Source organism: Microcystis sp. M083S1, assembly GCF_020246405.1.
In the GTDB taxonomy this organism is placed as follows: Bacteria; Cyanobacteriota; Cyanobacteriia; order Cyanobacteriales; family Microcystaceae; genus Microcystis; species Microcystis aeruginosa_C.
The window spans coordinates 1-21,553 of record NZ_JADBTB010000055.1 but is presented as its reverse complement, the minus strand read 5'-3'; the positions used below and the strand labels follow the sequence as shown (position 1 = coordinate 21,553).

General features: G+C 43.4%; 30 protein-coding genes and 1 pseudogene. 16 read left to right on the top strand and 15 right to left on the bottom strand.

Annotated elements, in window-relative coordinates; all coding sequences use genetic code 11:
• Positions 1-26: 26 nt before the first annotated feature.
• Positions 27-317 carry a type II toxin-antitoxin system Phd/YefM family antitoxin gene (locus IM450_RS05105; protein WP_002746031.1) on the bottom strand — a complete coding sequence of 97 codons (291 nt, stop codon included), beginning with the start codon at positions 315-317 and terminating at the stop codon, positions 27-29.
• 76 nt (positions 318-393) lie between these two features.
• Here IM450_RS05105 and IM450_RS22430 point away from each other — a divergent pair.
• Positions 394-498: pseudogene (locus IM450_RS22430) on the top strand (bluetail domain-containing putative surface protein); the annotation flags it as partial.
• A gap of 235 nt (positions 499-733) precedes the next feature.
• Complete coding sequence (locus IM450_RS05100) at positions 734-1,057, top strand: HesB/IscA family protein (RefSeq protein WP_002774150.1); 324 nt, start codon at positions 734-736, stop codon at positions 1,055-1,057.
• On the opposite strand, the gene mraY is transcribed toward IM450_RS05100, so the two are convergent.
• From mraY to mutT, 3 genes are read right to left on the bottom strand one after another with little or no spacing between them, the layout of a single operon-like run.
• Positions 1,058-2,125, bottom strand: coding sequence for a phospho-N-acetylmuramoyl-pentapeptide-transferase (gene mraY, locus IM450_RS05095; RefSeq protein WP_287665588.1), 1,068 nt, complete (start codon positions 2,123-2,125; stop codon positions 1,058-1,060).
• A 45-nt stretch (positions 2,126-2,170) separates the two neighbouring features.
• The gene (locus tag IM450_RS05090; protein WP_002735746.1) at positions 2,171-2,434 is read right to left on the bottom strand and encodes a DUF3134 domain-containing protein; all 264 of its coding nucleotides are present in this window, start codon (positions 2,432-2,434) and stop codon (positions 2,171-2,173) included.
• Positions 2,431-2,853 (bottom strand): 8-oxo-dGTP diphosphatase MutT, encoded by a 423-nt coding sequence (mutT, locus tag IM450_RS05085; protein ID WP_287665590.1) that lies wholly within the window; start codon positions 2,851-2,853, stop codon positions 2,431-2,433. The genes IM450_RS05090 and mutT overlap by 4 nt, the downstream gene beginning before the upstream one ends.
• A gap of 103 nt (positions 2,854-2,956) precedes the next feature.
• Here mutT and IM450_RS05080 point away from each other — a divergent pair, with 103 nt between their 5' ends.
• Positions 2,957-3,280 carry a 30S ribosomal protein PSRP-3 gene (locus IM450_RS05080; protein WP_002760450.1) on the top strand — a complete coding sequence of 108 codons (324 nt, stop codon included), beginning with the start codon at positions 2,957-2,959 and terminating at the stop codon, positions 3,278-3,280.
• Positions 3,281-3,493: 213 nt separating this feature from the next.
• Here IM450_RS05080 and atpC read toward each other — a convergent pair whose 3' ends face one another.
• Positions 3,494-3,910 (bottom strand): ATP synthase F1 subunit epsilon, encoded by a 417-nt coding sequence (gene atpC, locus IM450_RS05075; RefSeq protein ID WP_002801251.1) that lies wholly within the window; start codon positions 3,908-3,910, stop codon positions 3,494-3,496.
• 74 nt (positions 3,911-3,984) lie between these two features.
• Positions 3,985-5,433: a F0F1 ATP synthase subunit beta gene (gene atpD, locus IM450_RS05070; RefSeq protein WP_002801250.1), complete on the bottom strand. Its 1,449-nt coding sequence runs from the start codon at positions 5,431-5,433 to the stop codon at positions 3,985-3,987.
• 651 nt (positions 5,434-6,084) lie between these two features.
• On the opposite strand from atpD, the gene IM450_RS05065 reads away from it, so the two are divergent.
• Positions 6,085-6,228: a hypothetical protein gene (locus IM450_RS05065; protein WP_287665594.1), complete on the top strand. Its 144-nt coding sequence runs from the start codon at positions 6,085-6,087 to the stop codon at positions 6,226-6,228.
• 51 nt (positions 6,229-6,279) lie between these two features.
• Here IM450_RS05065 and IM450_RS05060 read toward each other — a convergent pair whose 3' ends face one another.
• Together IM450_RS05060 and IM450_RS05055 are read right to left on the bottom strand one after the other, a co-directional pair.
• Positions 6,280-8,667, bottom strand: coding sequence for an ATP-dependent Clp protease ATP-binding subunit (locus tag IM450_RS05060; RefSeq protein ID WP_287665596.1), 2,388 nt, complete (start codon positions 8,665-8,667; stop codon positions 6,280-6,282).
• Between the two features lie 184 nt (positions 8,668-8,851).
• Positions 8,852-9,805, bottom strand: a complete 954-nt coding sequence (locus tag IM450_RS05055) for a branched-chain amino acid ABC transporter permease (RefSeq protein WP_287665598.1) — start codon at positions 9,803-9,805, stop codon at positions 8,852-8,854.
• 199 nt (positions 9,806-10,004) lie between these two features.
• On the opposite strand from IM450_RS05055, the gene IM450_RS05050 reads away from it, so the two are divergent.
• Both IM450_RS05050 and IM450_RS05045 read left to right on the top strand, forming a co-directional pair.
• A complete protein-coding gene (locus IM450_RS05050) occupies positions 10,005-10,196 on the top strand; it encodes a hypothetical protein (RefSeq protein WP_287665600.1) in 192 nt (63 codons plus the stop codon).
• A gap of 276 nt (positions 10,197-10,472) precedes the next feature.
• Complete coding sequence (locus IM450_RS05045; protein ID WP_046661714.1) at positions 10,473-11,045, top strand: manganese efflux pump MntP; 573 nt, start codon at positions 10,473-10,475, stop codon at positions 11,043-11,045.
• A 17-nt stretch (positions 11,046-11,062) separates the two neighbouring features.
• Here IM450_RS05045 and queC read toward each other — a convergent pair whose 3' ends face one another.
• The 4 genes from queC to IM450_RS05025 form a co-directional block, all read right to left on the bottom strand.
• Positions 11,063-11,761 carry a 7-cyano-7-deazaguanine synthase QueC gene (gene queC / locus IM450_RS05040; protein WP_104396179.1) on the bottom strand — a complete coding sequence of 233 codons (699 nt, stop codon included), beginning with the start codon at positions 11,759-11,761 and terminating at the stop codon, positions 11,063-11,065.
• Complete coding sequence (locus tag IM450_RS05035) at positions 11,761-12,123, bottom strand: hypothetical protein (protein WP_002756992.1); 363 nt, start codon at positions 12,121-12,123, stop codon at positions 11,761-11,763. The genes queC and IM450_RS05035 overlap by 1 nt, the downstream gene beginning before the upstream one ends.
• Positions 12,120-12,437, bottom strand: a complete 318-nt coding sequence (locus tag IM450_RS05030; RefSeq protein ID WP_002736011.1) for a hypothetical protein — start codon at positions 12,435-12,437, stop codon at positions 12,120-12,122. Before IM450_RS05030 ends, IM450_RS05035 begins: the two co-directional genes overlap by 4 nt.
• A gap of 279 nt (positions 12,438-12,716) precedes the next feature.
• The gene (locus tag IM450_RS05025; protein WP_287665606.1) at positions 12,717-13,334 is read right to left on the bottom strand and encodes a 7-carboxy-7-deazaguanine synthase QueE; all 618 of its coding nucleotides are present in this window, start codon (positions 13,332-13,334) and stop codon (positions 12,717-12,719) included.
• Here IM450_RS05025 and IM450_RS05020 point away from each other — a divergent pair.
• From IM450_RS05020 to IM450_RS05005, 4 genes are read left to right on the top strand one after another with little or no spacing between them, the layout of a single operon-like run.
• Positions 13,311-13,868 carry a Ycf51 family protein gene (locus tag IM450_RS05020; RefSeq protein ID WP_002789277.1) on the top strand — a complete coding sequence of 186 codons (558 nt, stop codon included), beginning with the start codon at positions 13,311-13,313 and terminating at the stop codon, positions 13,866-13,868. The two genes, IM450_RS05025 and IM450_RS05020, sit on opposite strands and share 24 nt — an antisense overlap.
• A 19-nt stretch (positions 13,869-13,887) precedes the next feature.
• Entirely contained in the window at positions 13,888-14,997 is a 1,110-nt protein-coding gene (locus tag IM450_RS05015; RefSeq protein ID WP_287665610.1) for an iron-containing alcohol dehydrogenase family protein, read from the top strand.
• 29 nt (positions 14,998-15,026) lie between these two features.
• Complete coding sequence (locus tag IM450_RS05010; RefSeq protein WP_287665612.1) at positions 15,027-15,314, top strand: type II toxin-antitoxin system HigB family toxin; 288 nt, start codon at positions 15,027-15,029, stop codon at positions 15,312-15,314.
• A gap of 4 nt (positions 15,315-15,318) precedes the next feature.
• Complete coding sequence (locus tag IM450_RS05005) at positions 15,319-15,540, top strand: hypothetical protein (RefSeq protein WP_002776565.1); 222 nt, start codon at positions 15,319-15,321, stop codon at positions 15,538-15,540.
• Positions 15,541-15,671: 131 nt separating this feature from the next.
• On the opposite strand, the gene IM450_RS22425 is transcribed toward IM450_RS05005, so the two are convergent.
• Positions 15,672-15,716 carry a helix-turn-helix domain-containing protein gene (locus IM450_RS22425; protein ID WP_110980728.1) on the bottom strand — a complete coding sequence of 15 codons (45 nt, stop codon included), beginning with the start codon at positions 15,714-15,716 and terminating at the stop codon, positions 15,672-15,674.
• Between the two features lie 89 nt (positions 15,717-15,805).
• Here IM450_RS22425 and IM450_RS05000 point away from each other — a divergent pair, with 89 nt between their 5' ends.
• From IM450_RS05000 to IM450_RS04980, 5 genes are all read left to right on the top strand, one after another.
• A complete protein-coding gene (locus IM450_RS05000; protein ID WP_287665616.1) occupies positions 15,806-16,939 on the top strand; it encodes a HetZ-related protein 2 in 1,134 nt (377 codons plus the stop codon).
• Between the two features lie 138 nt (positions 16,940-17,077).
• A complete protein-coding gene (locus IM450_RS04995; RefSeq protein WP_002739601.1) occupies positions 17,078-17,236 on the top strand; it encodes a hypothetical protein in 159 nt (52 codons plus the stop codon).
• 2 nt (positions 17,237-17,238) lie between these two features.
• The gene (locus IM450_RS04990) at positions 17,239-18,771 is read left to right on the top strand and encodes a cryptochrome/photolyase family protein (protein WP_287665618.1); all 1,533 of its coding nucleotides are present in this window, start codon (positions 17,239-17,241) and stop codon (positions 18,769-18,771) included.
• 211 nt (positions 18,772-18,982) lie between these two features.
• Entirely contained in the window at positions 18,983-19,324 is a 342-nt protein-coding gene (locus IM450_RS04985) for a translation initiation factor (RefSeq protein WP_002740237.1), read from the top strand.
• 9 nt (positions 19,325-19,333) lie between these two features.
• A complete protein-coding gene (locus IM450_RS04980; RefSeq protein WP_043997989.1) occupies positions 19,334-19,801 on the top strand; it encodes a TspO/MBR family protein in 468 nt (155 codons plus the stop codon).
• A 71-nt stretch (positions 19,802-19,872) separates the two neighbouring features.
• Here the strand turns inward: IM450_RS04980 and IM450_RS04975 are convergent, their stop codons facing one another.
• The gene (locus IM450_RS04975; protein ID WP_190381893.1) at positions 19,873-20,031 is read right to left on the bottom strand and encodes a hypothetical protein; all 159 of its coding nucleotides are present in this window, start codon (positions 20,029-20,031) and stop codon (positions 19,873-19,875) included.
• A gap of 135 nt (positions 20,032-20,166) precedes the next feature.
• Positions 20,167-20,955, bottom strand: coding sequence for a precorrin-4 C(11)-methyltransferase (gene cobM, locus IM450_RS04970; protein ID WP_287665623.1), 789 nt, complete (start codon positions 20,953-20,955; stop codon positions 20,167-20,169).
• A gap of 193 nt (positions 20,956-21,148) precedes the next feature.
• On the opposite strand from cobM, the gene IM450_RS04965 reads away from it, so the two are divergent.
• Positions 21,149-21,553, top strand: a 405-nt coding sequence (locus IM450_RS04965; RefSeq protein WP_287688719.1) for an RNA-guided endonuclease InsQ/TnpB family protein, incomplete at its 3' end; no start/stop codon positions are given.

Genomic DNA, 21,553 nt, shown 5'->3' with positions numbered 1-21,553 from the left:
TTGTATGACGACTTGATACTTTTGGCTCATGGAGAACTGTCCAGCTTATCGAACAATTCAGAGAAGAATTCCTCTGCCTTCTTACCTTTGCCTTGCTTCATCTCTTCAAGACCACGCTTGACTCCTTTAAGCGTCTCAACCAATTCAGCAGCTTCAAGAAGTGTCTGATAGGATTCCGCATCCTGTACGACGAGTGCTGCTTTCCCATCAACCGTAAGCACCAAAGGGTCTTTGGTTTGTTTGAGATGCTCTAGGAACTGGGTCGTGTTTCGTTTAAACTCAGTTAGAGAATGAATGTCTTTTGAAAGGTTGAGCATTATCTTAGCAGACAAGACGCATTTAATTATATGCTACCACAAATTAATTCCCCTGTGACAAATACCCGCTCCTCTCACGGCTGGCTTCCAATCGAGCAATGATTTATTAATAAATATCACTGGATTTACCGGTACTTTACCAGCTTTAGGGAGCATTCCAGAGGGTAATTTCTTTGTTTAAGTGTCTAAGCTCTCCTTCTGTGATTCGGTTAGCATAATGATTAAAAATGAACCCTGGAAAGAAGCATTAAGTCACCTAGAAAACGGGTTTCTCGGAGAAAACCGTTTTCTGTGTTAAAAATTGTCAGCTACCCCCGCCATCCATTAGTCACATCTTTCTTAACATAAAGTTTGACAAAAACTGTGGTATAACTTCACAATAACTTGATATCATTATTACAATAGTCTCAAAAACAATGATCGAATTAAGTCCCGCCGCCGCTAGAGAAATTGAACGTTGGAGTCAAAGCCGTCGCCTGACTGGTTCCTATCTGCGTTTGGCAGTAAAAAACGGTGGTTGTTCGGGACTTCACTATCATCTCGAATTAACCGATATTGCGGCAGAAAACGATCGCTTTTATCAAAGTCAGGGTATTAATATTTTAGTGGATCCTGACAGCGATCGCTACCTACAAATTTTAAAATTAGACTATTCAGAAGATCTCATGGGTGGTGGTTTCCGTTTTACCAATGCCAACACCCAAAATACCTGCGGTTGTGGTCTTTCCTTTAGTGCCTAATTAACTGCTCCAAATAGCCAAGACAACTAAAAGCGCATTAACCAGATAAAATGCTCCCACAATCCTGGTTTCCGTCCAACCACTTAATTCTAAATGATGATGAAAAGGAGCCATTTTTAATAATCTTTTGCCCTTGCCATCGGGTCCTTTTGTGGCTTTATAATAGATAACCTGAGCGATTACCGAAAGAGATTCCAGAAAGAACAGACCACTAATTAAAAATAATCCCCAGAGATGTCCAGTAATTAAACCCACCGCAGCTAAAGCGCCTCCCAAAGCGAGGGAACCCGTATCACCCATAAACACTTTAGCGGGGTTGCGGTTATGAAAAATGAAGCCTAGACAAGCACCAGCAAAACAAGTGCAGAAAATCGCCAAATCCGGATGACTAGGAGCGATAATAATGGCTAAACCCAAAAAAGCGATCGCACCAGTTCCCCCCGCTAATCCATCCACTCCATCGGTGAGATTAGTGGCGTTACTTTCAGCCACAAGGACAAATCCCGCCAAAATCCAGAAGAAAAAGCCCAAAGGAATCACTAATCGACCCCAAAGGCCGATATCGGTACTCACCTGATTGAACGACATCCAGAGACAAAAAAGCACCGCCCCGGTTATCTGTAAAATTAACTTCATCTGGGGAGATAGGCCCTTATTCGACTTATAACGCAAAATTTGCCAATCATCTAACCAACCGATACCCATGTAAGCAAAAGTCAGCAAAGCAACCGCCACCACATTAGGAGTAAATTTAGACCAGATTAAAGCGAAAATAAGGGCTACTGGCACAAAAAAGCTGCCTCCCATGGTCGGGGTTCCTGCTTTCTTTAAATGAGCCTGGGGTCCATCTTCGCGCATGATCTGACCCATTTTCAAGCGCCGCAGCATCGGTACTACTTGACAACCAAGACCAGCACTGATTAATGTCGTGGCCATCAGGGGCAGTAACAGGGAATTAGTGGCCTGAAAAAAAACTACTAACAGAAATAGTAATCCCGTTAGTAGAATCAGCAGATGGGTTCCAGTGGGTTTTTTAAAGATAGGGGCGGAAAAAATGTTAGCGTTCACGACTAAAGCGCCAGATAAGGGGAAAATTTGCCAAAGAAGACGGGATTAATCTTCATCTAAGACTAATTCATCTTCGTCGTCATCATAACCGATATCATCGACATCCATCAGTTCAGATAGTTCCACATCTTCTTCCAGAGTCAGATCCGGTTCGGCGATTTTATCCCGGGGAATCATGCGATTATTTTTTTCTAACCACTCGACAATGGAAGCGTCTTTTTTTAGGGGAATAACCGCGGCCGGTTCGTAGCGGGGTTCTTGACGAATAGAAGGATTAAGCATAATCACTCGACGATTAACAGCAATCATTTCGAGTTTACCATGTCTTTTAAGGCTCTGATAATCTCTTGATTGGCTGCGGGGAAAGTGTAATTATCTAGTTCCTCGATAGTTACCCAGCGGATTTCTTCACATTCGATCGCCCTTGCTTCGCCGCTGAGATAACGACAGTTATATACTTGTAGATTAACCCGAAAATGACTATAGGTGTGATCGATGGTGATTAAATGACTATCAACCGCGATGTCAATGCCAATTTCTTCTAATATCTCCCGTTTAATACATTCTTGTACCGTTTCATTGCCTTCGATTTTGCCACCGGGGAATTCCCAAAAACCGCCCAAGAGTCCCTTGGCTAGACGGCGATCGATTAAAATTAAATCTCGATCATCTCTAATTACGGCCACACCGATTTGTTTAGAAGCTAAAGAGTCTGTTTCGGGAATCATAGCGGTTATTGGCGAAAAAATAGGAAAAAATAGTTAAAAACTGACTGCGAAGAATTGAGTCAAAAGATGATATAATCGAGAATTGTACGATTAACGATTAACAATGACAGTCAGTTCCGAATCAAAGTTTATTTTAAAAGTATTGTGGTTAGATCAGAACGTAGCGATCGCTGTGGATCAGGTGGTCGGCAAAGGAACTAGCCCCCTCACCGCTTATTTTTTCTGGCCGCGCAATGATGCTTGGCAACAACTGCAAGAGGAGTTAGAAGCAAAACACTGGATTGATGAGTCCGATCGCGTTGATGTTCTCAACAAAGCCACAGAAGTAATTAATTTTTGGCAAGAGTTACGCAATCAAGGCCGACAAATCCCCATGGCCGATGCACAGTTAAAATTCCCCGAAGTTGTTTTTAGTGGTAGCAATTAATTTATCGAAAAAATCGGGTCTAAAACCTCGCCTTAAGGCGAAAAGTTTTTGGAGCGGGGCATAAATCCCCGTTACAAAAACGGCCTCCTGCCCCCTGCCTCCGTTAAGTCCGACTACTTAACTGATAACTGATAACTGATAACTGAAAAAGAATCGGGTAGGTTTATATAAACCCGCCCGATTTTGCTTTAATTTAATTTGATTTGGTTGGGTTTAAACCGATACTAAACCGCCAGCGGCCTGGTATCTAGCGCGAGCTTTGCGCCATGATTGTTGCGCTTGGATAGTTTTGCGACGGTCATCCCCTTTACTGACTTCATCGAGACGGATTTGGGCCCGTTCGTATTCGGCGCGAGCTTTTTCTTTATCGATTTTTGAGCCTAATTCCGCCCCATTAACGAGGACTTTGATCTCATTATTTTCGACTTCAGCAAAACCGCCCAAAACTGCGATATTTTCCCAGTCTTTCCCCGGTCGAATTCGCATTACGCCAATATTCAGGGCAGTTAATAAAGGAGCGTGACCGCTAAGAATACCTAATTGTCCCGTGGAACTGGGTAGGATTACTTCTTCAGCCACGTTATCCCAGACAATGCGATCGGGTGTAATAACCCGTACTGTAATGCTCATTGGTGATAATAACGATAATTTTGGCAGATTTCTGGGTTAAGTAACCGCGTTTAGCGGTTACTACTGACTTTTAATTAGCCTTTTTTGAGTTTTTCGCCTTTAGCGATCGCTTCATCGATATTGCCGACCATATAGAACGCTTGTTCGGGTAAGCTATCGAGTTCACCTTTGAGGATCATCTGGAAGCCTTTGATCGTATCGGCGAGGGTAACGTATTTACCCGGAGAACCGGTGAACACTTCCGCCACGAAGAAAGGTTGCGAGAGGAAACGCTCAATTTTGCGAGCGCGGTCAACGGTGAGACGATCTTCTTCCGATAATTCGTCTAAACCGAGAATAGCGATGATGTCCTGTAACTCTTTATAGCGTTGCAGGGTAGATTGGACGGCGCGAGCGGTGCCGTAGTGTTCATCACCGACGATATCAGCTTGGAGCATAGTGCTGGTGGAACCGAGGGGATCTACCGCCGGATAGATACCTTTGGAAGCCAGACCCCGGGATAGTACAGTAGTTCCGTCCAAGTGAGCGAAGGTAGTAGCAGGAGCGGGGTCAGTCAAGTCATCCGCAGGTACATAGACCGCTTGGATGGAAGTGATCGATCCTTCTTTGGTGGAGGTAATCCGCTCTTGCAGGTCGCCTACGTCAGTACCGAGGGTGGGTTGGTATCCTACCGCAGAAGGCATCCGACCGAGGAGCGCCGATACTTCCGAACCAGCTTGGACGAAACGGAAGATATTATCAATAAATAAGAGTACGTCTTGCTTGTTGACATCGCGGAAATATTCGGCCATGGTCAAAGCGGAGAGACCGACGCGCATTCTCGCTCCGGGGGGTTCGTTCATCTGACCATAAACGAGGGCGATTTTCGATTCTTCGGGGTTATCAGCGTTGATTACCTTCGATTCGATCATCTCGTTGTAGAGGTCGTTTCCCTCGCGGGTTCTTTCACCCACACCGCCAAAAACCGAGACACCACCGTGTTGAATGGCGATATTGTTGATTAATTCCATCATAATGACGGTTTTGCCCACACCAGCACCCCCAAAGAGGCCGATTTTGCCCCCTTGACGGTAGGGGGTGAGCAGGTCAATCACCTTGATACCGGTTTCAAAAACCGTCGGTGTCACTTCAAGATCGACTAATTTGGGAGCGGGACGGTGAATAGGAGAGGTTTCGGTGACGTTAACCGGTCCTTTTTCGTCCACGGGTTCACCAAGAACGTTAAAAATCCGACCGAGGGTGCATTTACCCACGGGAACGCTAATCGCTGCGCCGGTGTCCACGATATCCATACCGCGCACTAAACCATCGGTGGTACTCATGGCAACGGCACGCACTTGGTTGTCACCGAGTAACTGTTGTACTTCACAAGTAACGGATAAATTTTGACCGGCGGAGTTAGTTCCTTTTACGGTTAAGGCATTATAAATACGGGGCAGGTTGCCACTGGGAAATTCGGCATCGATGACAGGACCGATGATCTGGACGATTTTACCAACGTTAGTTTCTGTTGTCGCTACCATTGTTTATGTCTACTCTGGGTTTTAGCTGATAACTCCCACAAGGGGAAAGTCTTAATTTTTTGTAAAATTAGCCAATACTCAGCTTATCACGCTAGGGGATCAGATCAGTTACCAGTGATCAGATGTGAGTTTTCCGTGGACAGTCTGAGCGGTGATCGGTATTAAATGGCAATTTTCTGCTTACTGGTTACTGATCACTGATAAAAAGTAAGGCAGGCCTGAGCCTACCTTAAAACAAAGCGAGGTTGATCAACTTTGGGGATGCCGATGCAGTGGATGAAATTGGTTTTATACCATATATTGGCGATTATAGCAAGGGTTTTGCTGGTTGCATGGATTCAAATAAAAAATAATTTAAAGCTTGACCATAGGGTTTAGTCTATGGATTGAGGGACAAGAACTATCTCCCGTCAAATTTTCAAGGGACAGCTTTAGATAGGGTTTATGGTAGGGGTGCCGGGCCTGCGCCCAAAATGTGTTATGGATATTTCTACAAAACTGAGATGCACTGCCTTCTCAACCGTCCGGGAGAATTGTGCTGTAAGATATCCTCAGTTTAAATTGTTTAGGCTCGCAATCGTAGATGAGAATAAATTTCGGTAGCTTTTGCGGCAATAGATCAATAATCTGAGGAAATTAACGTTTAACTATATGAATTCTGGTAAAATTATCGCCATTATCACAGGAGCGATTTCGATTTTAATCGCCGTTGCCTATTTAATCCTAGTCCAGATTCTGGACTTTCGCACCGAGATGATTCCCGCTCCCCTAGAAGTTATTTTTCCCAGATTATAAAAATCGGGGTTGAAAAATTTTCAACCCCGAAAAAAGCAATTTTTGAGCGGATTAACCCACCGATTGTAACTGTAATTGCGAGAGAATATCGTTCTGCTCGGAGCGCCGGTGACTAGAGACTGTCACCACAGCTTCAGCAGTTACATCTAATAGCGCATGGTCTCCAGAATTGACTTTTCCCGATAACATCGCCTCGGCTAAACTATCCTCTAAGCGTCGAGTTAAGGCACGACGTAAAGGCCGCGCACCGTAGCTAGGATCATAACCCTCATTGATGACCAAATCCTTGAAAGCGGCAGTAACTTCCACAGAAATTCCTTTTTCTGTCAATTGTTTGGCTATATCTGCGATCAGAATATCGGCAATCTGGGTAACTTCTTCGCGAGTTAACTGTCGGAAAACAATAATTTCATCGAGACGGTTGAGAAATTCGGGACGGAAATATTGTTTTAACTCGTCCGTCACCCGATTAGAAATCTGTTGGTAACGCGATTGAGCAAAATCGTCAGCAATCTCGAATCCTAAGCTATTACCGCCTTTTTCGATGACTTTTGAGCCAATATTCGAGGTCATGATAATTAGGGTATTCTTAAAGTCCACCCGACGACCTTGGGAATCGGTCAAATGACCATCTTCTAACAGTTGCAGGAGAAGATTAAAAACATCGGGATGTGCTTTCTCGATTTCGTCAAACAAGACCACTCTATAGGGTTGACGACGCACTGCTTCCGTTAACTGACCGCCTTCATTGTAACCGATGTATCCGGGCGGCGCACCAATTAACTTAGAAACCGTGTGGGATTCCATAAATTCCGACATATCTAGGCGAATCATACTGGATTCTGAGCCAAAGAGCAACTTAGCTAAGGCTTTCGTTAATTCAGTTTTACCCACTCCCGTGGGACCGGCAAAAATAAACGAGGCAATCGGACGGTTAGGATTCTTTAAATTGACTCGCGCTCGACGAATAGCACGAGAAACGGCATTTACTGCCTCCTGTTGACCAATAATCCGCTCGTGCAGTTGAGATTCCAGATTTAAGAGCGATTCCGACTCAGTTTCAGTTAATTGGGTAACGGGAATACCAGTCCAAGCGGCGACAATTTGGGCGATTTCCTCCGCATCCACCACCGGAATTAAAGATTCGGGGTTAATTAGGGGTGATTCTTCGCTAACCTCTGCGGGACTTTTACTTTGTAGGGAATAGCGTAGATGGGTGCGGGATCCCGCTTCATCGAGAAGATCGATCGCTTTGTCTGGTAAAAAGCGATCATTGATATAGCGCGAGGATAGATTAACGGCAGCTTCGATCGCTTTTTGATCGTATTTTACCTGATGGAAATCCTCGTAGGTGGCTTTTAAACCCTGTAAAATCTCGATCGCTTGCTCTTTGGTCGGTTCTCCCACCATAACTGGCTGAAAACGTCTTTCTAGAGCCGCATCTCGCTCAATATGCTGTTTATACTCATCGAGAGTAGTTGCCCCTAAACACTGTAACTCGCCGCGAGCTAAAGCAGGTTTAAGCAAGTTAGAAGCATCCATAGCTCCTCCCATGCTACCAGCACCCACAAGAGTGTGAATTTCATCGATAAACAGGATAATACTGCCCGATTTGCGAACTTCCTCCACGATACCCTTTAAACGTTCCTCAAAATCGCCGCGAAAACGGGTTCCTGCCAGTAAAGACCCCATATCGAGGGCAATTACCTGTTTATCCTGCAAAAGTTCGGGAATATCGCCATTATGGATGCGTTGTGCTAACCCTTCAGCGATCGCTGTTTTGCCTACCCCCGGCTCACCCAGTAAAATCGGGTTACTTTTGGTACGACGGCCTAAAATTTGGACAACTCGCTCGATTTCTGGCTCTCTACCGATTACAGGGTCAATTTTGCCATTTTTGACCTCTTGGCTTAAATTGCGACCATATTGGGCTAAAATCCCGCCTTGGGGAGCATTTTTCTGGTCTTCATAGTCACTCTTTGCCGTGAAGCGACCACTAGCGACTTTTTCCCCGGCATTTTTAATTAAAAGGCCGCGAAGTTTGATCAAATCAACACCCTGCATAATTAAAACTTTAGCGGCTAGGGATTCGGGATCGGCGGTGATAGCGAGTAATAGATGTTCAGGTGCGATCGCCTGTTCCCCTAATTGTCGAGCTTCCTGAAATGCTTGCTCGAACATCTTTTTCGCTTTCGGGGTAAAAGGGATATTAACGGGACTGTAACCGGTGCCGCGGCCGGTCATTCCTTCAATCAGGCGGCGACTTTCGTGCAGGGTAACTTTTAAATCCTTGAGAATTAAGGCTGCGGTGGCGGTGGCTTCTCCTATCAATCCTAACAGTAAATGCTCCGTACCGACGACACTGTGACCGGTACGACGGGCTTCTTCTTGGGCGAACATCACCGCTTTGATAGCTTTCTGGTTAAAGTATTCAAACATGATCGACGGCTTCCTGGCTACTGGGCTTTACCTGTTACTGTAACGTTTTCTTTACATTAGCCGGAAGGGGGATATCCGTATCAGCAGGGTGGGTTAGGGGCCAGGAGTGGGGAGATGGGGAGTTTTTGGCTGTGAACAGTAAACAGTAATCAATGAACTGAAAACTAAAATCTGATCACTGTAATTAGGAATCAACTTGACTAAGAGAGGAACGTCTTTTAAAAGGCATTATTTTTTTGATTAATTCAGGTGTAATTAAGCCTTGGGGATAAAAAATAGTTCCCAAAACAATTAAAATTCCAAAAATAATCAAACGACCATCGCGCAAGAAATTCCCCAACCAAATTGGTAAACCATTCACGCCGCCGAGGGCGCGTAAAACTTCGGGCAAAGCAGTTAAAACAATGCCTCCCACCACCGGCCCGACAAAAGTTCTGGAACCACCAATTAAAACAAAAGCCAAGAAAATAATACTAGAATCAAAGGTTCCCTGACGGGAATTCCAAGTATTGAGAAAATGGGCGCTTACCGCTCCCACAACTGCCGCTAAAACTGCCCCGAAAGTGAAGGATAAAACCTTGTGATAGGTGGGATTAATTCCCATGGCCGCAGCCGCCAACTCATCGGCACGAATGGCGTTAAATGCCCGACCAATTTTGATGTTTTCTAACCGGTAGAGAAACAGCATAGTTAGCAATAAGAGGGGCAAAGCCAGCCAAAGGTAGGCTAATTGAGTAGTGAAAGGTTGGGGAATGGCGAAAATACCGACCGCACCGCCGGTTATATCGAGATTAAGGGCAATAATTCTCAAAATTTCTACCCAGGCAATCGTGGCAATAGCTAAATAAATCCCTCGCAAACGTAGAACAGGAATACCTAAAAATATTGCTAATATTCCCGCAATAATGCCAGCAATTAACATTTCTAAAAAGACCAAAGCCAGGGGATAATTGCCACCGGTATTAGTAAAAACTTTCGTGGAAAGAATGGCGGCAACATAACCACCTAAAGCGTAAAAACCGGGGGTTGCTAAGGATAATTGACCGGCCATTAAGGGCAGATAAATTGAAATGCCTAAAATGGACCCAAAGATCATTGAAACAATTAAAAAACCATAGGTGTTAAAAAAATCAGCCATATTTTCGGTGAGCGGTTATTGGGGGCTTAAGTTAGGGGAGTCAATTAGCTAATTTTATCACCGTTTTCTCCCACCTCATTCTCCAGTAATTCTCGAAATTATCATAATTTTTTACTTGGCACTTTCCCTATATGGTAGCGTTCGCCACCTTAAAGGCAGACGGGATGATCGATGATGGGAAAAGGTATCTTCCTCAACTTTGTCCTGGAAAAAATTCGGGGGAATTTATGAAACAGCAGGATTGGTTACTCGGACTCCTACGGCTGAATTTCCCGATAAAATGGCAGTAGCGAGCGAAAAAGTCCTAGAAGCTGAGGATATCATCAATTTTACTCCAGAAGCAATCCATCAGGTCGAGGTAATCGGTGAGGAACCGATAATGTGGTTTTAAACGTTTTCAATTCGATCCTCTCAGTAATTAAGTAGCTGGTTATAATTAAATTAAAAATGGATTTTAGGTTCGATCCCCCCTGCTCCCCTTGATAAGGGGGGTGCCGATCCCCCCTTTAATCCCCCCTTGATAAGGGGGGCATCTGACAACTTTTAACGCCTACCTACTTAGGTTAGAGAAATGATAGATAAATGAGAGGATCATGAGATAAATATGAAAGTTTTCTGGGTAAAAATTAGTTAAGATAAGGGGAAATTAAAGGATAAACAACTATAGATGTTTACTTCACTCGAACTTTTAACCACTTCCTTTGTTGCTGTGGGATTAGCCGCCGATGCCGTGGCCGTTTCTCTGACCAGTGGCCTGATGATTCGTCATATTCATGTTAATAAGGCTTTGAAAATTGCTTTGTTTTTTGGGGGATTTCAAGCGATTATGCCGATGATTGGTTGGGGTATCGGTCTAACCTGTCGCGATTTTCTTGCCTCTTTTGACCACTGGATCGCTTTTATTATTCTAGGGGCGATCGGCAGTAAAATGATCTACGAAGCTGTTCAAAATGATGACGAGGAAAAAAAATTTAATCCTCTAGATTCCTATACTTTAATCGGATTAGCGATCGCTACTAGCATCGATGCTTTAGTAGTTGGTTTGGGTCTATCGATGATTAAAACTCCCTTACTTTTAGCTTGCACTGTCATTGGTTTTATTACCTTTGTTTTATGTTTTATAGCTGTTTTTATCGGGCATAAATTCGGTAATTTATTTAGCCAAAAGGTAGAAATTCTCGGCGGTTTAGTTTTAATATTAATCGGCGGTAAAATCCTCATTGAACATTTAATCGCCTAGATTATCTCCATTTTTCACTATGCTCCCCCTTTTCCTGACTGTTTTAAGAAGGAAGTAGCCAATTCGGGATAACCTGCCTCAATTAAAGCCTGATCTCTGATGCGGCAGGAATCGCATAAACCGCAGGGTTCAACTTCTCCTTGATAACAAGACCAAGTATCAGCAATGGGAACCCCTAAACTCACAGCACGACGGACGATATCTACCTTACTATCCATCACCAAAGGGGCAATTAATTGGGGTGCTTTCCCTTCTAAACCCGCTTTCGATGATAAATTAGCTAAAGTTTGAAAGGCCTCTAAATACTCGGGACGACAATCGGGATAACCGGAATAATCCACCGCATTAATTCCTAAATATATCGCCTCCGCTTCCCTTGCTTCCGCTAAAGAAAGAGCGATCGAAATAAAAACTGTATTTCTCCCCGGCACATAGGTAATCGGGATAATATTCGGGTTAATTCCCTCTTGGGGAATAGCAATAGATTGATCCGTTAAAGCGGAACCTCCCCACAAAGATAGATTGACTTCGATCAGATGATGTTCTTTAATTTCGAGGAAATTAGCAATTTTTTTCGCCGCCGCTAATTCCCGCTCATGTCTTTGTCCATAACGAAAGGAAAGGGCGATTAATTGATAACCAGCCGCTAAAGCGATCGCTGCTGTTGTCGCTGAATCTAATCCCCCAGAAAGTAAAATAATCGCCTTTTTTGTCATTATCCTAATGTCACCTGTGTTTGTTGATAATTAGCTACTAAGATAAATTGTTTTAGCCACCGCGAACCTAACAAAATCTCCTGAATTGCCTCCCCTGCAAAGACGGGAATTTCGTATTCCTGACCATCAATTCTTACTCTGCCTAAATATATATCAAAAAATGCTTCTCCTTGAGCGGTTATCAATTTATTTTGTCGCAAAAAACGCCAATCAAGACTGTCAGCATCTTGACTATTTATGGCTAAAAACTCGGTAAAACCCGTATCCAGCATGACTTCTGTGGGTAGAATCAATCCATCATCGCCAACTAAATCGATATCAAAATAAATTTGTCCTTTGGTTCCAAATCTCCCTTCAATCATATTCTGCCACTAACTCCAGTTTCATTAATGCCAAAGATGTGATGAATTTTGTCGGGATATTTTGCCCTTGCTTTTTTACTGGCCACTTCTTGATCGGGATCGATAAAATAATCGCCGCTATCGGGTTCGATCGCAATGTACCAACCATAATAATGTTTCATTAACCGGGGCTGTAAACTCTGAAAAATCGGCCAACAACGATGATAAAATTCTAATTGTCGGGCGCGATGTTTGGCCTTTTCTTCCTCTGTAGATTGAATCTCCGGAAAAACTCGACCACGACGCACTACTCGTTCAGAATTGTTGTTAGACATAGTATTTTACCTCTTGTTAGTCAATTAGGGATTGGGAATTATGAATTATGAATTATGAATTATGAATTATGAATTATGAATTATGAATTGGGGAGTGGGGAGAATAAATAAAAAGTAATCTCCTGACTTGAAAGAGGGTGTAGGGTGTGGGGTGTAGGGAAGGAAACCTCTTTCATCTGTGGGGGTGAAGATTTTTTCATCGAGACTGACTCCTGATAACTGATAACTGATAACTGATAACTGATAACTGATAACTGATAACTGATAACTGATAACTGACTAGCGGACTCCTAAAAACTTATGGGTTTGGAGACTGAGGCGCCATTGGGGATGCCGGAGAACATAATTAAAGACTAACTCTTTGCTTTCCACTGTATTCCATTCAGGTTGTAGATATTTAATCACCCCTTCCGATAACTTACTTTCCTGCATAGCTGCCCAGTCTAAATCCTCTGGATTAGCCACGACAATTTTTAACTCATTCACCTGTGCATAAATACTAGGATCGGGCATTTTATAAGTTTTAGGAGAAAAAGTCACCCAATCGAAAACCCCAGTAAAAGGATGAGCGCCAGAAGTTTCTAAATGTACCCGTAAACCCTGATTTTTTAATTCCTTGGTCAAAGGATCAAGATTGTGCATTAAAGGTTCACCCCCGGTAATCACCACCATAGCGGGGTTAGCCCCTTTTGCCATCTCAACCAATTCCCCTAGGGATTGTTGGGGATAACGGTGGGCATTCCAAGACTCTTTTTGGTCGCACCAGGGACAATAGACATCGCAACCTCCCAAACGGAGGAAAAAAGCATTGCTTCCCGTCCAAAAGCCTTCGCCCTGAACAGAATGGAAAGTTTCGACCACAGGATAGGTACAATGGTTTATGCTAACCGTTTTCATAGAATCAGTATTATAGAAAATATGGACATTCCCCTGAACTTTGCCAAATACATCCAATGGTCTGGTATTGCCACGCTGGTTTTTTTGGTACTTACGATTATCGCTTTTCTCGTCGGTTGGGGAATCCGCTTTCGTCTCGTCGGTGTCACTAGCTTTATGGCTGTGTTGACGGTGGGGATTTTCGGTCTTGGGTTAGGATTATTTACCCGTACCGAAATTCCTGGGGCGGTGAGATTCTCCCTTGTCTATGATAACGGAGCTAATCAAGCTGTTATCTCCCTGCCCAATACTGTTACTCCCGAGCAAGTGGAAGCAACCCTAAAACAAGCCGCTAGTGACTTGTTTTCCTCCGGTCGCGCCGGTGCTGGCGGTAATAATCAATTTATCATTAGCGCTCGCACTCTGGTTCACCCTCAGCCCGGTTTATCTGCTCCTTTGTACTTAGGACAGATTAAAAAATCCTTCTCCGCCCCGGGGGATAATACACCTGAACTACAGCTTTTTCCCGAAAGTTTCGCTAAAATTAGCCAATAATCCTTGAGGTTGTCAAAAAATGTCCAATGCTGTCGCTGTTTTGCCCCTGTTAATCGCCCCCGCACAAGTGATTCGGGGTGACAATGCCCTAGAAGAATCCACCGGCAAGTTAGCGGATTTGGGTAAACGTCCCCTGGTGGTGGGCGGCGATCGCAATTTAGCTTTTTTGTCATCTCCCCTGAAAAATCTCACTCCTAGCTATCACAGTTACGCCCCCGATTGTTCGGAAAATTCCTTAGCATATTTAAAGGCATCTGTCAAGAGTCATGAGGCAGATTTTATCATCGGTGTGGGTGGCGGCAAGGCCCTCGATACGGCCAAATTACTCGCCCATCAGTGCCATTTGCCGATCGCCACGATTCCCACCTCCGCCGCCACTTGTGCCGCTTGGACAGCCCTATCTAACGTCTATTCCGACGCGGGGGCGTTTCTTTACGATCTGTCCCTAGCCCGTTGTCCGGATTTATTAATTCTCGATTACGGTATTATCCAAACTGCCCCGAAAAGAACCTTAATCGCTGGTATTGGCGATGCGATCGCTAAATGGTACGAGGCCTCCGTCAGTAGCGGTCATTCCACAGAAACCCTGATCATTGCCGCTGTCCAACAGGCCCGGGTTTTGCGGGATATCCTTTTCCAAAAATCCCCGGCAGCTCTGGAAAATATCGGCGGGGAGGACTGGAAACAGGTGGTAGATGCCACCGTTTTATTAGCCGGAGTAATTGGTGGTTTAGGGGGCGCTAATTGTCGTACCGTGGCCGCCCATGCAATTCATAATGGTTTAACCCATATTCCCGCTTGCCATCACGCGCTCCACGGGGAAAAAGTCGCCTACGGAATTCTCGCCCAATTGCGTCTAGAGGAAATAGTTTTGGGTAATCAATTGGCAGTATCGGCCCGGGGGCAACTAATCCAGTTTTATGAACAAATTGGTTTACCGAAATCCCTAGAGGATTTAGGATTAAAAGATGTTTCCCTTGCCCAATTGCGCCACGCGGCCGCAATTGCCTGTCAGCCTAATTCGGACATTCATCGTCTGCCTTTTACGGTTTTCCCCGAACAAGTTATGGCGGCCATGGTTTCCACTACCACTGCCGATACAATGGGGCAGAAAGTTAAAGCTAATTAACGGGAATATTTTCGGGATTTATTAATAAAATGCACGTTATCAGTCGGAGGAAATTAAATGAATTTGCCGAAAGGTATCCCGAAACCAAATCAGCATTAAAAGAATGGTATCAAAAAATGAAGACAGGACAATTTCAGTCCATAGCAGAATTAAGAACTATTTTCCCCAATGCTGACAAAGTAGGAAAACTGACTGTCTTTAACATAGGCGGAAATAAGATTAGACTCATAGCGGCGATTCATTACAATCGACAAAAAATTTATATTCGAGAAGTTTTAACTCATTCTGAATACGACAAAAACAAATGGAAGGAGTAAAAAAATGCCGACGATAGATATAGAGAAAACACGGCAAGCCTGGACAAACTTAAAGCCAATACTCTTTATCCCTCGCAACGAATCAGAATATGAACAATTAGTAATTATGTTAGATAATTTGATAGATGAAATAGGAGAAAATGAAAATCATCCTCTTGCTTCTTTAATGGAAATTTTGGGAATATTAATAGAAAATTATGAACAGGAAAATGTTCCCGAATTATAAATGGTAGGGGTGGTGCATTCCCAAATATTGGTTAACCTTGAAATTGTCATGTTTTCAGGGAACACACCCTAGGAAGGGATGCAATCGCCCTAAATCCTTATCTGGCAAAAGACTTAATTGATTAGTTCGTTCTAGTCGGGTGTTGGGTAAAATCGGTAGCGATAGGCCTTCTCCATGGCTCAGGTTCTAGCATATATCGTGTAAATGCGCTAATATTCAAACTAAAGCCGTCCTCAAAAGACGGGGTTTGGAACTCAATTTTTCGATGACGACAATAATCGACGAGTTAAGGCAACAATGGCAAGATCGCCTCTCTCAAACAGAGGATTCCTTAACCGATCGCGAACGGGATACCATTATCAATTGGTTACTCGGTGAAGATAGCCAACGTTGGGAAAATTTAGATGAGAGAGAGCTAGAAATCGCTAAACGGGGATTAGTCTATCTTTGGCAAATTTTGCGGCAACGCTATCTCAAAGTTAATCCCACCCGCGCCTATCGTAACCTGATTGATCGTCTCGGTGCTTGTGTCACTCTCCGGCAACAAATTCGCACTTGGGTTTCCCTAAGTCGCGATCGTCAGCAAGCGGTGGCCGATGTCTTGCAGGAAATTATTCAAGAGATGTTAAATAGCGATCGCTATCTGCAATCCCAGTTAGCATGGATCGCTCGTTGTACCAATGATCAAGCTACTCGTGATCAGCTGCTGTTAGCCACCCTAGAGGAATACGCTCTGCGTCCGATCCGCAATCAACCCCTGTTAGCCTATCGTTTTGTTAATTATCTCCGTCGTCAATCGAGAAGCGGTATCACTAATGTGCCGCGGCAAGAAATGATCCGGATTCTCTCCGATGAAATTAGTGGCGATGAGGGGGAAAATAGCTTAAGTTTACTGGATCAAAATGCGATCGCTACCTACGAAGATCAACGCACTTGTCAAGAAGCGCAAATTCAACGGGCAAAAGTTCAAGAGAGTTTTGCTAGGTATCTAGAGGAAAATGTTAGTCCGGAGGCGGTGACTTGGTTTAACCTCTATCTAGGGGGCCAAGGCCAAGATGAGATCGCCAAAGAGATGAATATTCCCATCCAACAGATCTATCGTCTCCGGGAAAAAGTTGGCTATCATGCGATTAAGGTTTTTGCCCTCAAGGAAGGGACAGAATTAATCGCTGAATGGTTACAAATCAGCCCGAAAGAGCATAATTTTGGCTTAACTCTCAGTCAATGGCAAAGTTACTATGCTGGTCTTTCTCCCACGGGTAAAAGCGTTATCGAGGGCTTAAAAGCGGGTAAAACCCTTGAGGAAATCGCTGGCGAATTAAACTGTAAACGCACACAAGTGGTCAAAGAATGGACGCAACTTTATCTAAGCGCCCAAAGTCTCAGGACAAAAACCTAATCAGGAGTCAGGAGATAGGAGTCAGTATTCAGGAGTCAGGAGACAGCTTTTTTTCCCATCTCCCCAATTCCTAATTCATAATTCCTAATTCATAATTCATAATTACCATCCCCTTTTTGATTTTTGACTTCAAGAAATATGTGGATTATTAGCAAAAAAGTCGGGGTATTTACCCATTATTTAACCCCTACGGGTACATTTACCCCCAGCATCGACAAAGCCAGTAAATTTTCTGCTCGGGAAATGGCGGATATTATGGCTAAAAAATACGGCGGAATAGTAGAGGCCATGAGATAATTATGACCATTGGTATTTGGATTTTAGGGGATCAATTATGGACAGGACAAGCGGCCTTAGCTAATTGTCAAGCCTATTCACAGGAAACACCAGTTATTTTAATTGAATCCCACAATCATATTCGACAAAGACCCTATCATCGGCAAAAATTAGTTTTAATCTGGTCGGCGATGCGTCATTTTGCCGAAGAATTAAAAACTTTAGGATGGTCTGTAACCTACGAAGTTGCTGAAGATTTTGAACCGATTTTATCTGCTTGGATTAAGCGATTAGGTATTAAAGAATTACAGATAATGATGCCTAATGATTTGCCTTTTCTTAGATTAATCAAAAATCTCAATTTAGACTGTGCTATAACCCTAATTGATAATAATCACTTTCTCTGGACAAGGACAGATTTTAATAATTGGGCTAAATCTCGTAAAAGACTATTACTAGAGGATTTCTATCGAGAAAGTCGCAAAAAATGGCAGATTTTAATGGAGGATAGTCAACCCATAGGAGGACAATGGAACTTTGATAAACAAAACCGCAAACCGCCCAAGGATGGATTAAAAACAACTGATCCTCTTTGGTTTGAACCCGATGAAATTACCCTTCAGGTTATCGCTGATGTGGAAGCTTTAGATATTCCTAAATATGGAAAAATCAAACCTTTTCGCTGGGCAGTAAACCGCAGACAAGCTTTACAGGTTTTGGAGCATTTTATTACTAATTGTCTGCCCAACTTTGGACCATACCAAGATGCGATGGTAACGGGAGAAGAAACCCTCTGGCATTCCCTACTATCTCCCTATCTGAATCTAGGATTGCTAACGCCTTTGGAAGTGATTCAAGGGGCAGCAATTGCCTATAAAAAAGATAATTTAGCCCTAAATAGCATCGAAGGATTTATCCGTCAGGTGTTGGGATGGCGGGAATATATGCAGGGAATTTATCATTATTTGGGAGAAGATTACGCTAATGGTAATTGGTTTGAGCATCAACAACCCTTACCGGCTTTCTTTTGGGATAGTAAACAAACCGAGATGAATTGCCTCAAACAAGTATTATCACAGGTGGAAAATACCGGTTATGCCCATCATATTCAAAGATTAATGATTTTGAGCAATTTTGCCTTAGTTTTTGGTTGCTCTCCCCAAGAGATTGAAAACTGGTTTCATAGTGTTTTTATCGATGCCTACGATTGGGTAATGCAGACTAATGTACTGGGAATGGGACAATTTGCCGATGGGGGAATTCTCGCTTCCAAACCCTACGCTTCCTCGGCCAACTATATTGATAAAATGAGTGATTATTGTCGGGGTTGTCTGTATAAAAAAAATGAACGAGTCGGGGATTTAGCCTGTCCTTTTAATTTTCTTTACTGGGATTTTTTGGCACGACATCGAGAAAAATTAAAATCCCAAGGTCGAGTTAATATGATTTTAGGTCATCTCGATCGAATGTCGGCAGCTGAACTTAATCAAATGCGCTGCCAGTCCAACCAATTAAGAGCTATCAGCAGTCAGGAGTCAGGAGTCAGTAGTCAATAGTCGGGAGATTATAGCGTTTTTCACACCTGTGTGGTACATTTAAACTTTTGCTGATTAAGCTTTTCAACATCGATAATGTACCTCTTGCAAACAGGAAACGCTATATCTTTATTTATTCTCCCTTCTCCCCACTTCATAATTCATAATTCATAATTCATAATTCCCATCTCCCCACTTCCCCAAACCCCAAACCCAGTATGATAATTGCTATATGAGTAAATCAAAGGAAAAAAACCGGATTGCCTATCAGGAATTTGGAGATCAAAGCAATTCTCAGGCTTTTGAGCGTTCCATTCCCGAATTACCCCCGAATCAGCAGAATTTGCGAGTACAAACCTCCCGCTCTGGTCGTGCGGGAAAAACCGTTACCATGGTTACAGGTTTTCAATGCCAAACCGAAACTCTGACGAAATTATTAAAACAGTTAAAAACTGCTTGCGGAACGGGTGGTACAGTTAAAGAAAATGCCATTGAGATCCAAGGAGATCATCGCCAAAAGATCCTACAAATTCTCATTGAATCGGGTTACAAAGCCAAAATTAGCGGAGGATAGCTAAAAATGATGATTCCCTCTTGGTTGCTTATCGGTGTCGTCGGATTTTTGGTAGCGTTAGCTGGGGGATTACTCAATTCTCGCGATGTGCGTTGGTTTGCGCGTTTGCGTCGTCCCGATTGGTTAACCTTTGAAGGATTAATCCCTCTTATCTGGACAATTATCTATATTTGTGGGGCAATTTCTGCTTATTTAGTCTGGGAAGCTCAACCGGCTAATCGCTGGTTTTTGATGGCTTTTTATCTGTTGGTGGAATTGACTATTACTGCCTATACTCCCGTCACCTGTAAACTACGCAGTCTCAAAGCGGGAACGATTATCGGAGGTACGGGTTTTTTCTTGGGTTGTCTTCTGGTGCTATTGGTTTTCCCTGTTTCTTCTTGGGCGGGCATCCTACTCTTACCCTACCTGATTTGGAGTCCGATCGGTACCTATGTGACTTGGGAAATGAGTCATCTCAATCCTCGGGATGTATAGACAGGTAAAGTGGGATGGGTTAAAAATTAACACATCCCACAGATATTATTGCCATCTACCAACTTTAAAATCTAGACTGTTTTTTCCGCTCTAACTCGCTCTACCCTGCGAGGAATGGAGCAATCAAGGAAGTTAGGAACCTCTTGACGACAGTGAGGACAATACCAGTAGGCACGACTAGCCACAAGGTGACGAAGGGTAATTCCCGAACAAATAGGGCAGCTGTGCATGGATTGTTAGACTAATTTTAAACGTTTTTAAAATTGTCCTACCTCCTGAAATAATCTTAAACAAAATCGCCGCTCTTTAACTCTAACTTTAGGTAGAAACTGGGTATTTCTTTCGGTACATTTCTCAGAAAATACCTAAGGATGAGGACGGAAAAGATGGGAATGTTGCGGGTGATAAAGTTGCGATCGAGTTCCTGTAATCTGGTTTAAAGCGGGACTAATTAGATAAAGGGTAGTTCTAGTTAAATTTTCCCGATGGGTTAATTGGGCCATCTCTGACAGGGGGACAACCCAGATTTTTTCGTCGGGCCAACCGAGACGGAAACAAACGGCCACCTGTTGCTCTGGCTGGTAGTATCGTAGGAGTTTTTCCTGGGCTTTGTCAACATGACGGGCGGCTAAATATAGGCATAAACTGGCTTTATGGGCGGCTAAAGAGGCTAATTCTTCACTTTCTGGCATGGGAGATGCTTTTCCTTCCACCCGGGTTAGAATAATTGTCTGGACTAATTCCGGAATCGTTAATTCTAGGGCCAATTTGGCCGCTAATCCTTGGAAGGCACTAATTCCGGGGATTAGCTGAAAGGGGATATCTGCTGCTGTCAAAAGCTCAATTTGCTCTTGGATGGCACTATAGAGACTTAAATCCCCCGATTGCAGTCGCACCACCGCTAAACCCCGACGCACGCGATCGATCATTAAAGGGATAATTTCCTCTAGGGTGATGCTACTGGTGGGAATTAACTCAGCATCTTTAGGAGTGTCCTCAAGAATTTGTTTGGGGACGAGGGAATCAGCAAAGAGGATAACATCGGCTTTTTGGAGAATTTTATAGGCTTTTACCGTCAATAATTCCGGATCTCCGGGGCCCGCACCAATAAAATAGACGGCCGGGGAGAGCGCCGAGGAGTCAATTAAAGTCATACTAAATCCTGTTTAAAAGGGGTGTGGGGATGTGGGGATGTGGGGATGTGGGGAGAATAAATAAAAACAATCTCCTGACTCCTGAATACTGAATCCTATCATCGAAAATTTTGGGTCTGAAACCCCGTCGTTCTACGACGGCTTTACTGTTAAATCTTAGCGCATTTACAAAATATGTGTTAGAATGTGAGGTATGGAAAAAGCCTATTCTTACCGATTTTACCCAACACCCGAACAAGAGTCGCTATTGCGGCGCACTTTGGGCTGTGTAAGATTAGTTTACAACAAAGCTCTCCATGTCAGAACACAAGCATGGTACGAAAGACAAGAAAGAGTAGGCTACGCTCAAACTTCTTCAATGCTAACCGATTGGAAAAAGCAAGAAGAATTAGAGTTTTTAAACGAAGTTAGCTGTGTACCTTTACAACAAGGGTTAAGACACCTACAAACAGCTTTCACTAATTTCTTTGCTGGTCGTACTAAGTATCCTAACTTTAAGAAAAAACATCAGGGAGGAAGTGCCGAATTTACCAAATCAGCCTTTAAATTTAAAGACAAACAAATCTATTTAGCCAAATGCACAGAACCTTTACCTATT

Coding starts and splice junctions, on each gene's coding strand:
- IM450_RS04990 (WP_287665618.1), top strand. CDS start 17,239: ATGACCATTGGTATTTGGATTTTAGGGGATCAATTATGGACAGGACAA.
- mutT (WP_287665590.1), bottom strand. CDS start 2,853: ATGATTCCCGAAACAGACTCTTTAGCTTCTAAACAAATCGGTGTGGCC.
- IM450_RS05105 (WP_002746031.1), bottom strand. CDS start 317: ATGCTCAACCTTTCAAAAGACATTCATTCTCTAACTGAGTTTAAACGA.
- IM450_RS05015 (WP_287665610.1), top strand. CDS start 13,888: ATGTCCAATGCTGTCGCTGTTTTGCCCCTGTTAATCGCCCCCGCACAA.
- IM450_RS05060 (WP_287665596.1), bottom strand. CDS start 8,667: ATGTTTGAATACTTTAACCAGAAAGCTATCAAAGCGGTGATGTTCGCC.
- atpC (WP_002801251.1), bottom strand. CDS start 3,910: ATGAGCATTACAGTACGGGTTATTACACCCGATCGCATTGTCTGGGAT.
- queC (WP_104396179.1), bottom strand. CDS start 11,761: ATGACAAAAAAGGCGATTATTTTACTTTCTGGGGGATTAGATTCAGCG.
- IM450_RS04985 (WP_002740237.1), top strand. CDS start 18,983: ATGAGTAAATCAAAGGAAAAAAACCGGATTGCCTATCAGGAATTTGGA.
- IM450_RS04995 (WP_002739601.1), top strand. CDS start 17,078: ATGTGGATTATTAGCAAAAAAGTCGGGGTATTTACCCATTATTTAACC.
- IM450_RS05020 (WP_002789277.1), top strand. CDS start 13,311: ATGGTTTATGCTAACCGTTTTCATAGAATCAGTATTATAGAAAATATG.
- IM450_RS05080 (WP_002760450.1), top strand. CDS start 2,957: ATGACAGTCAGTTCCGAATCAAAGTTTATTTTAAAAGTATTGTGGTTA.
- IM450_RS05030 (WP_002736011.1), bottom strand. CDS start 12,437: ATGTCTAACAACAATTCTGAACGAGTAGTGCGTCGTGGTCGAGTTTTT.
- IM450_RS05035 (WP_002756992.1), bottom strand. CDS start 12,123: ATGATTGAAGGGAGATTTGGAACCAAAGGACAAATTTATTTTGATATC.
- IM450_RS04975 (WP_190381893.1), bottom strand. CDS start 20,031: ATGCACAGCTGCCCTATTTGTTCGGGAATTACCCTTCGTCACCTTGTG.
- atpD (WP_002801250.1), bottom strand. CDS start 5,433: ATGGTAGCGACAACAGAAACTAACGTTGGTAAAATCGTCCAGATCATC.
- IM450_RS05045 (WP_046661714.1), top strand. CDS start 10,473: ATGTTTACTTCACTCGAACTTTTAACCACTTCCTTTGTTGCTGTGGGA.
- IM450_RS05000 (WP_287665616.1), top strand. CDS start 15,806: ATGACGACAATAATCGACGAGTTAAGGCAACAATGGCAAGATCGCCTC.
- IM450_RS05025 (WP_287665606.1), bottom strand. CDS start 13,334: ATGAAAACGGTTAGCATAAACCATTGTACCTATCCTGTGGTCGAAACT.
- IM450_RS05100 (WP_002774150.1), top strand. CDS start 734: ATGATCGAATTAAGTCCCGCCGCCGCTAGAGAAATTGAACGTTGGAGT.
- IM450_RS04980 (WP_043997989.1), top strand. CDS start 19,334: ATGATTCCCTCTTGGTTGCTTATCGGTGTCGTCGGATTTTTGGTAGCG.
- IM450_RS05005 (WP_002776565.1), top strand. CDS start 15,319: ATGCCGACGATAGATATAGAGAAAACACGGCAAGCCTGGACAAACTTA.
- IM450_RS05010 (WP_287665612.1), top strand. CDS start 15,027: ATGCACGTTATCAGTCGGAGGAAATTAAATGAATTTGCCGAAAGGTAT.
- IM450_RS05065 (WP_287665594.1), top strand. CDS start 6,085: ATGAATTCTGGTAAAATTATCGCCATTATCACAGGAGCGATTTCGATT.
- cobM (WP_287665623.1), bottom strand. CDS start 20,955: ATGACTTTAATTGACTCCTCGGCGCTCTCCCCGGCCGTCTATTTTATT.
- IM450_RS05090 (WP_002735746.1), bottom strand. CDS start 2,434: ATGATTGCTGTTAATCGTCGAGTGATTATGCTTAATCCTTCTATTCGT.
- IM450_RS05055 (WP_287665598.1), bottom strand. CDS start 9,805: ATGGCTGATTTTTTTAACACCTATGGTTTTTTAATTGTTTCAATGATC.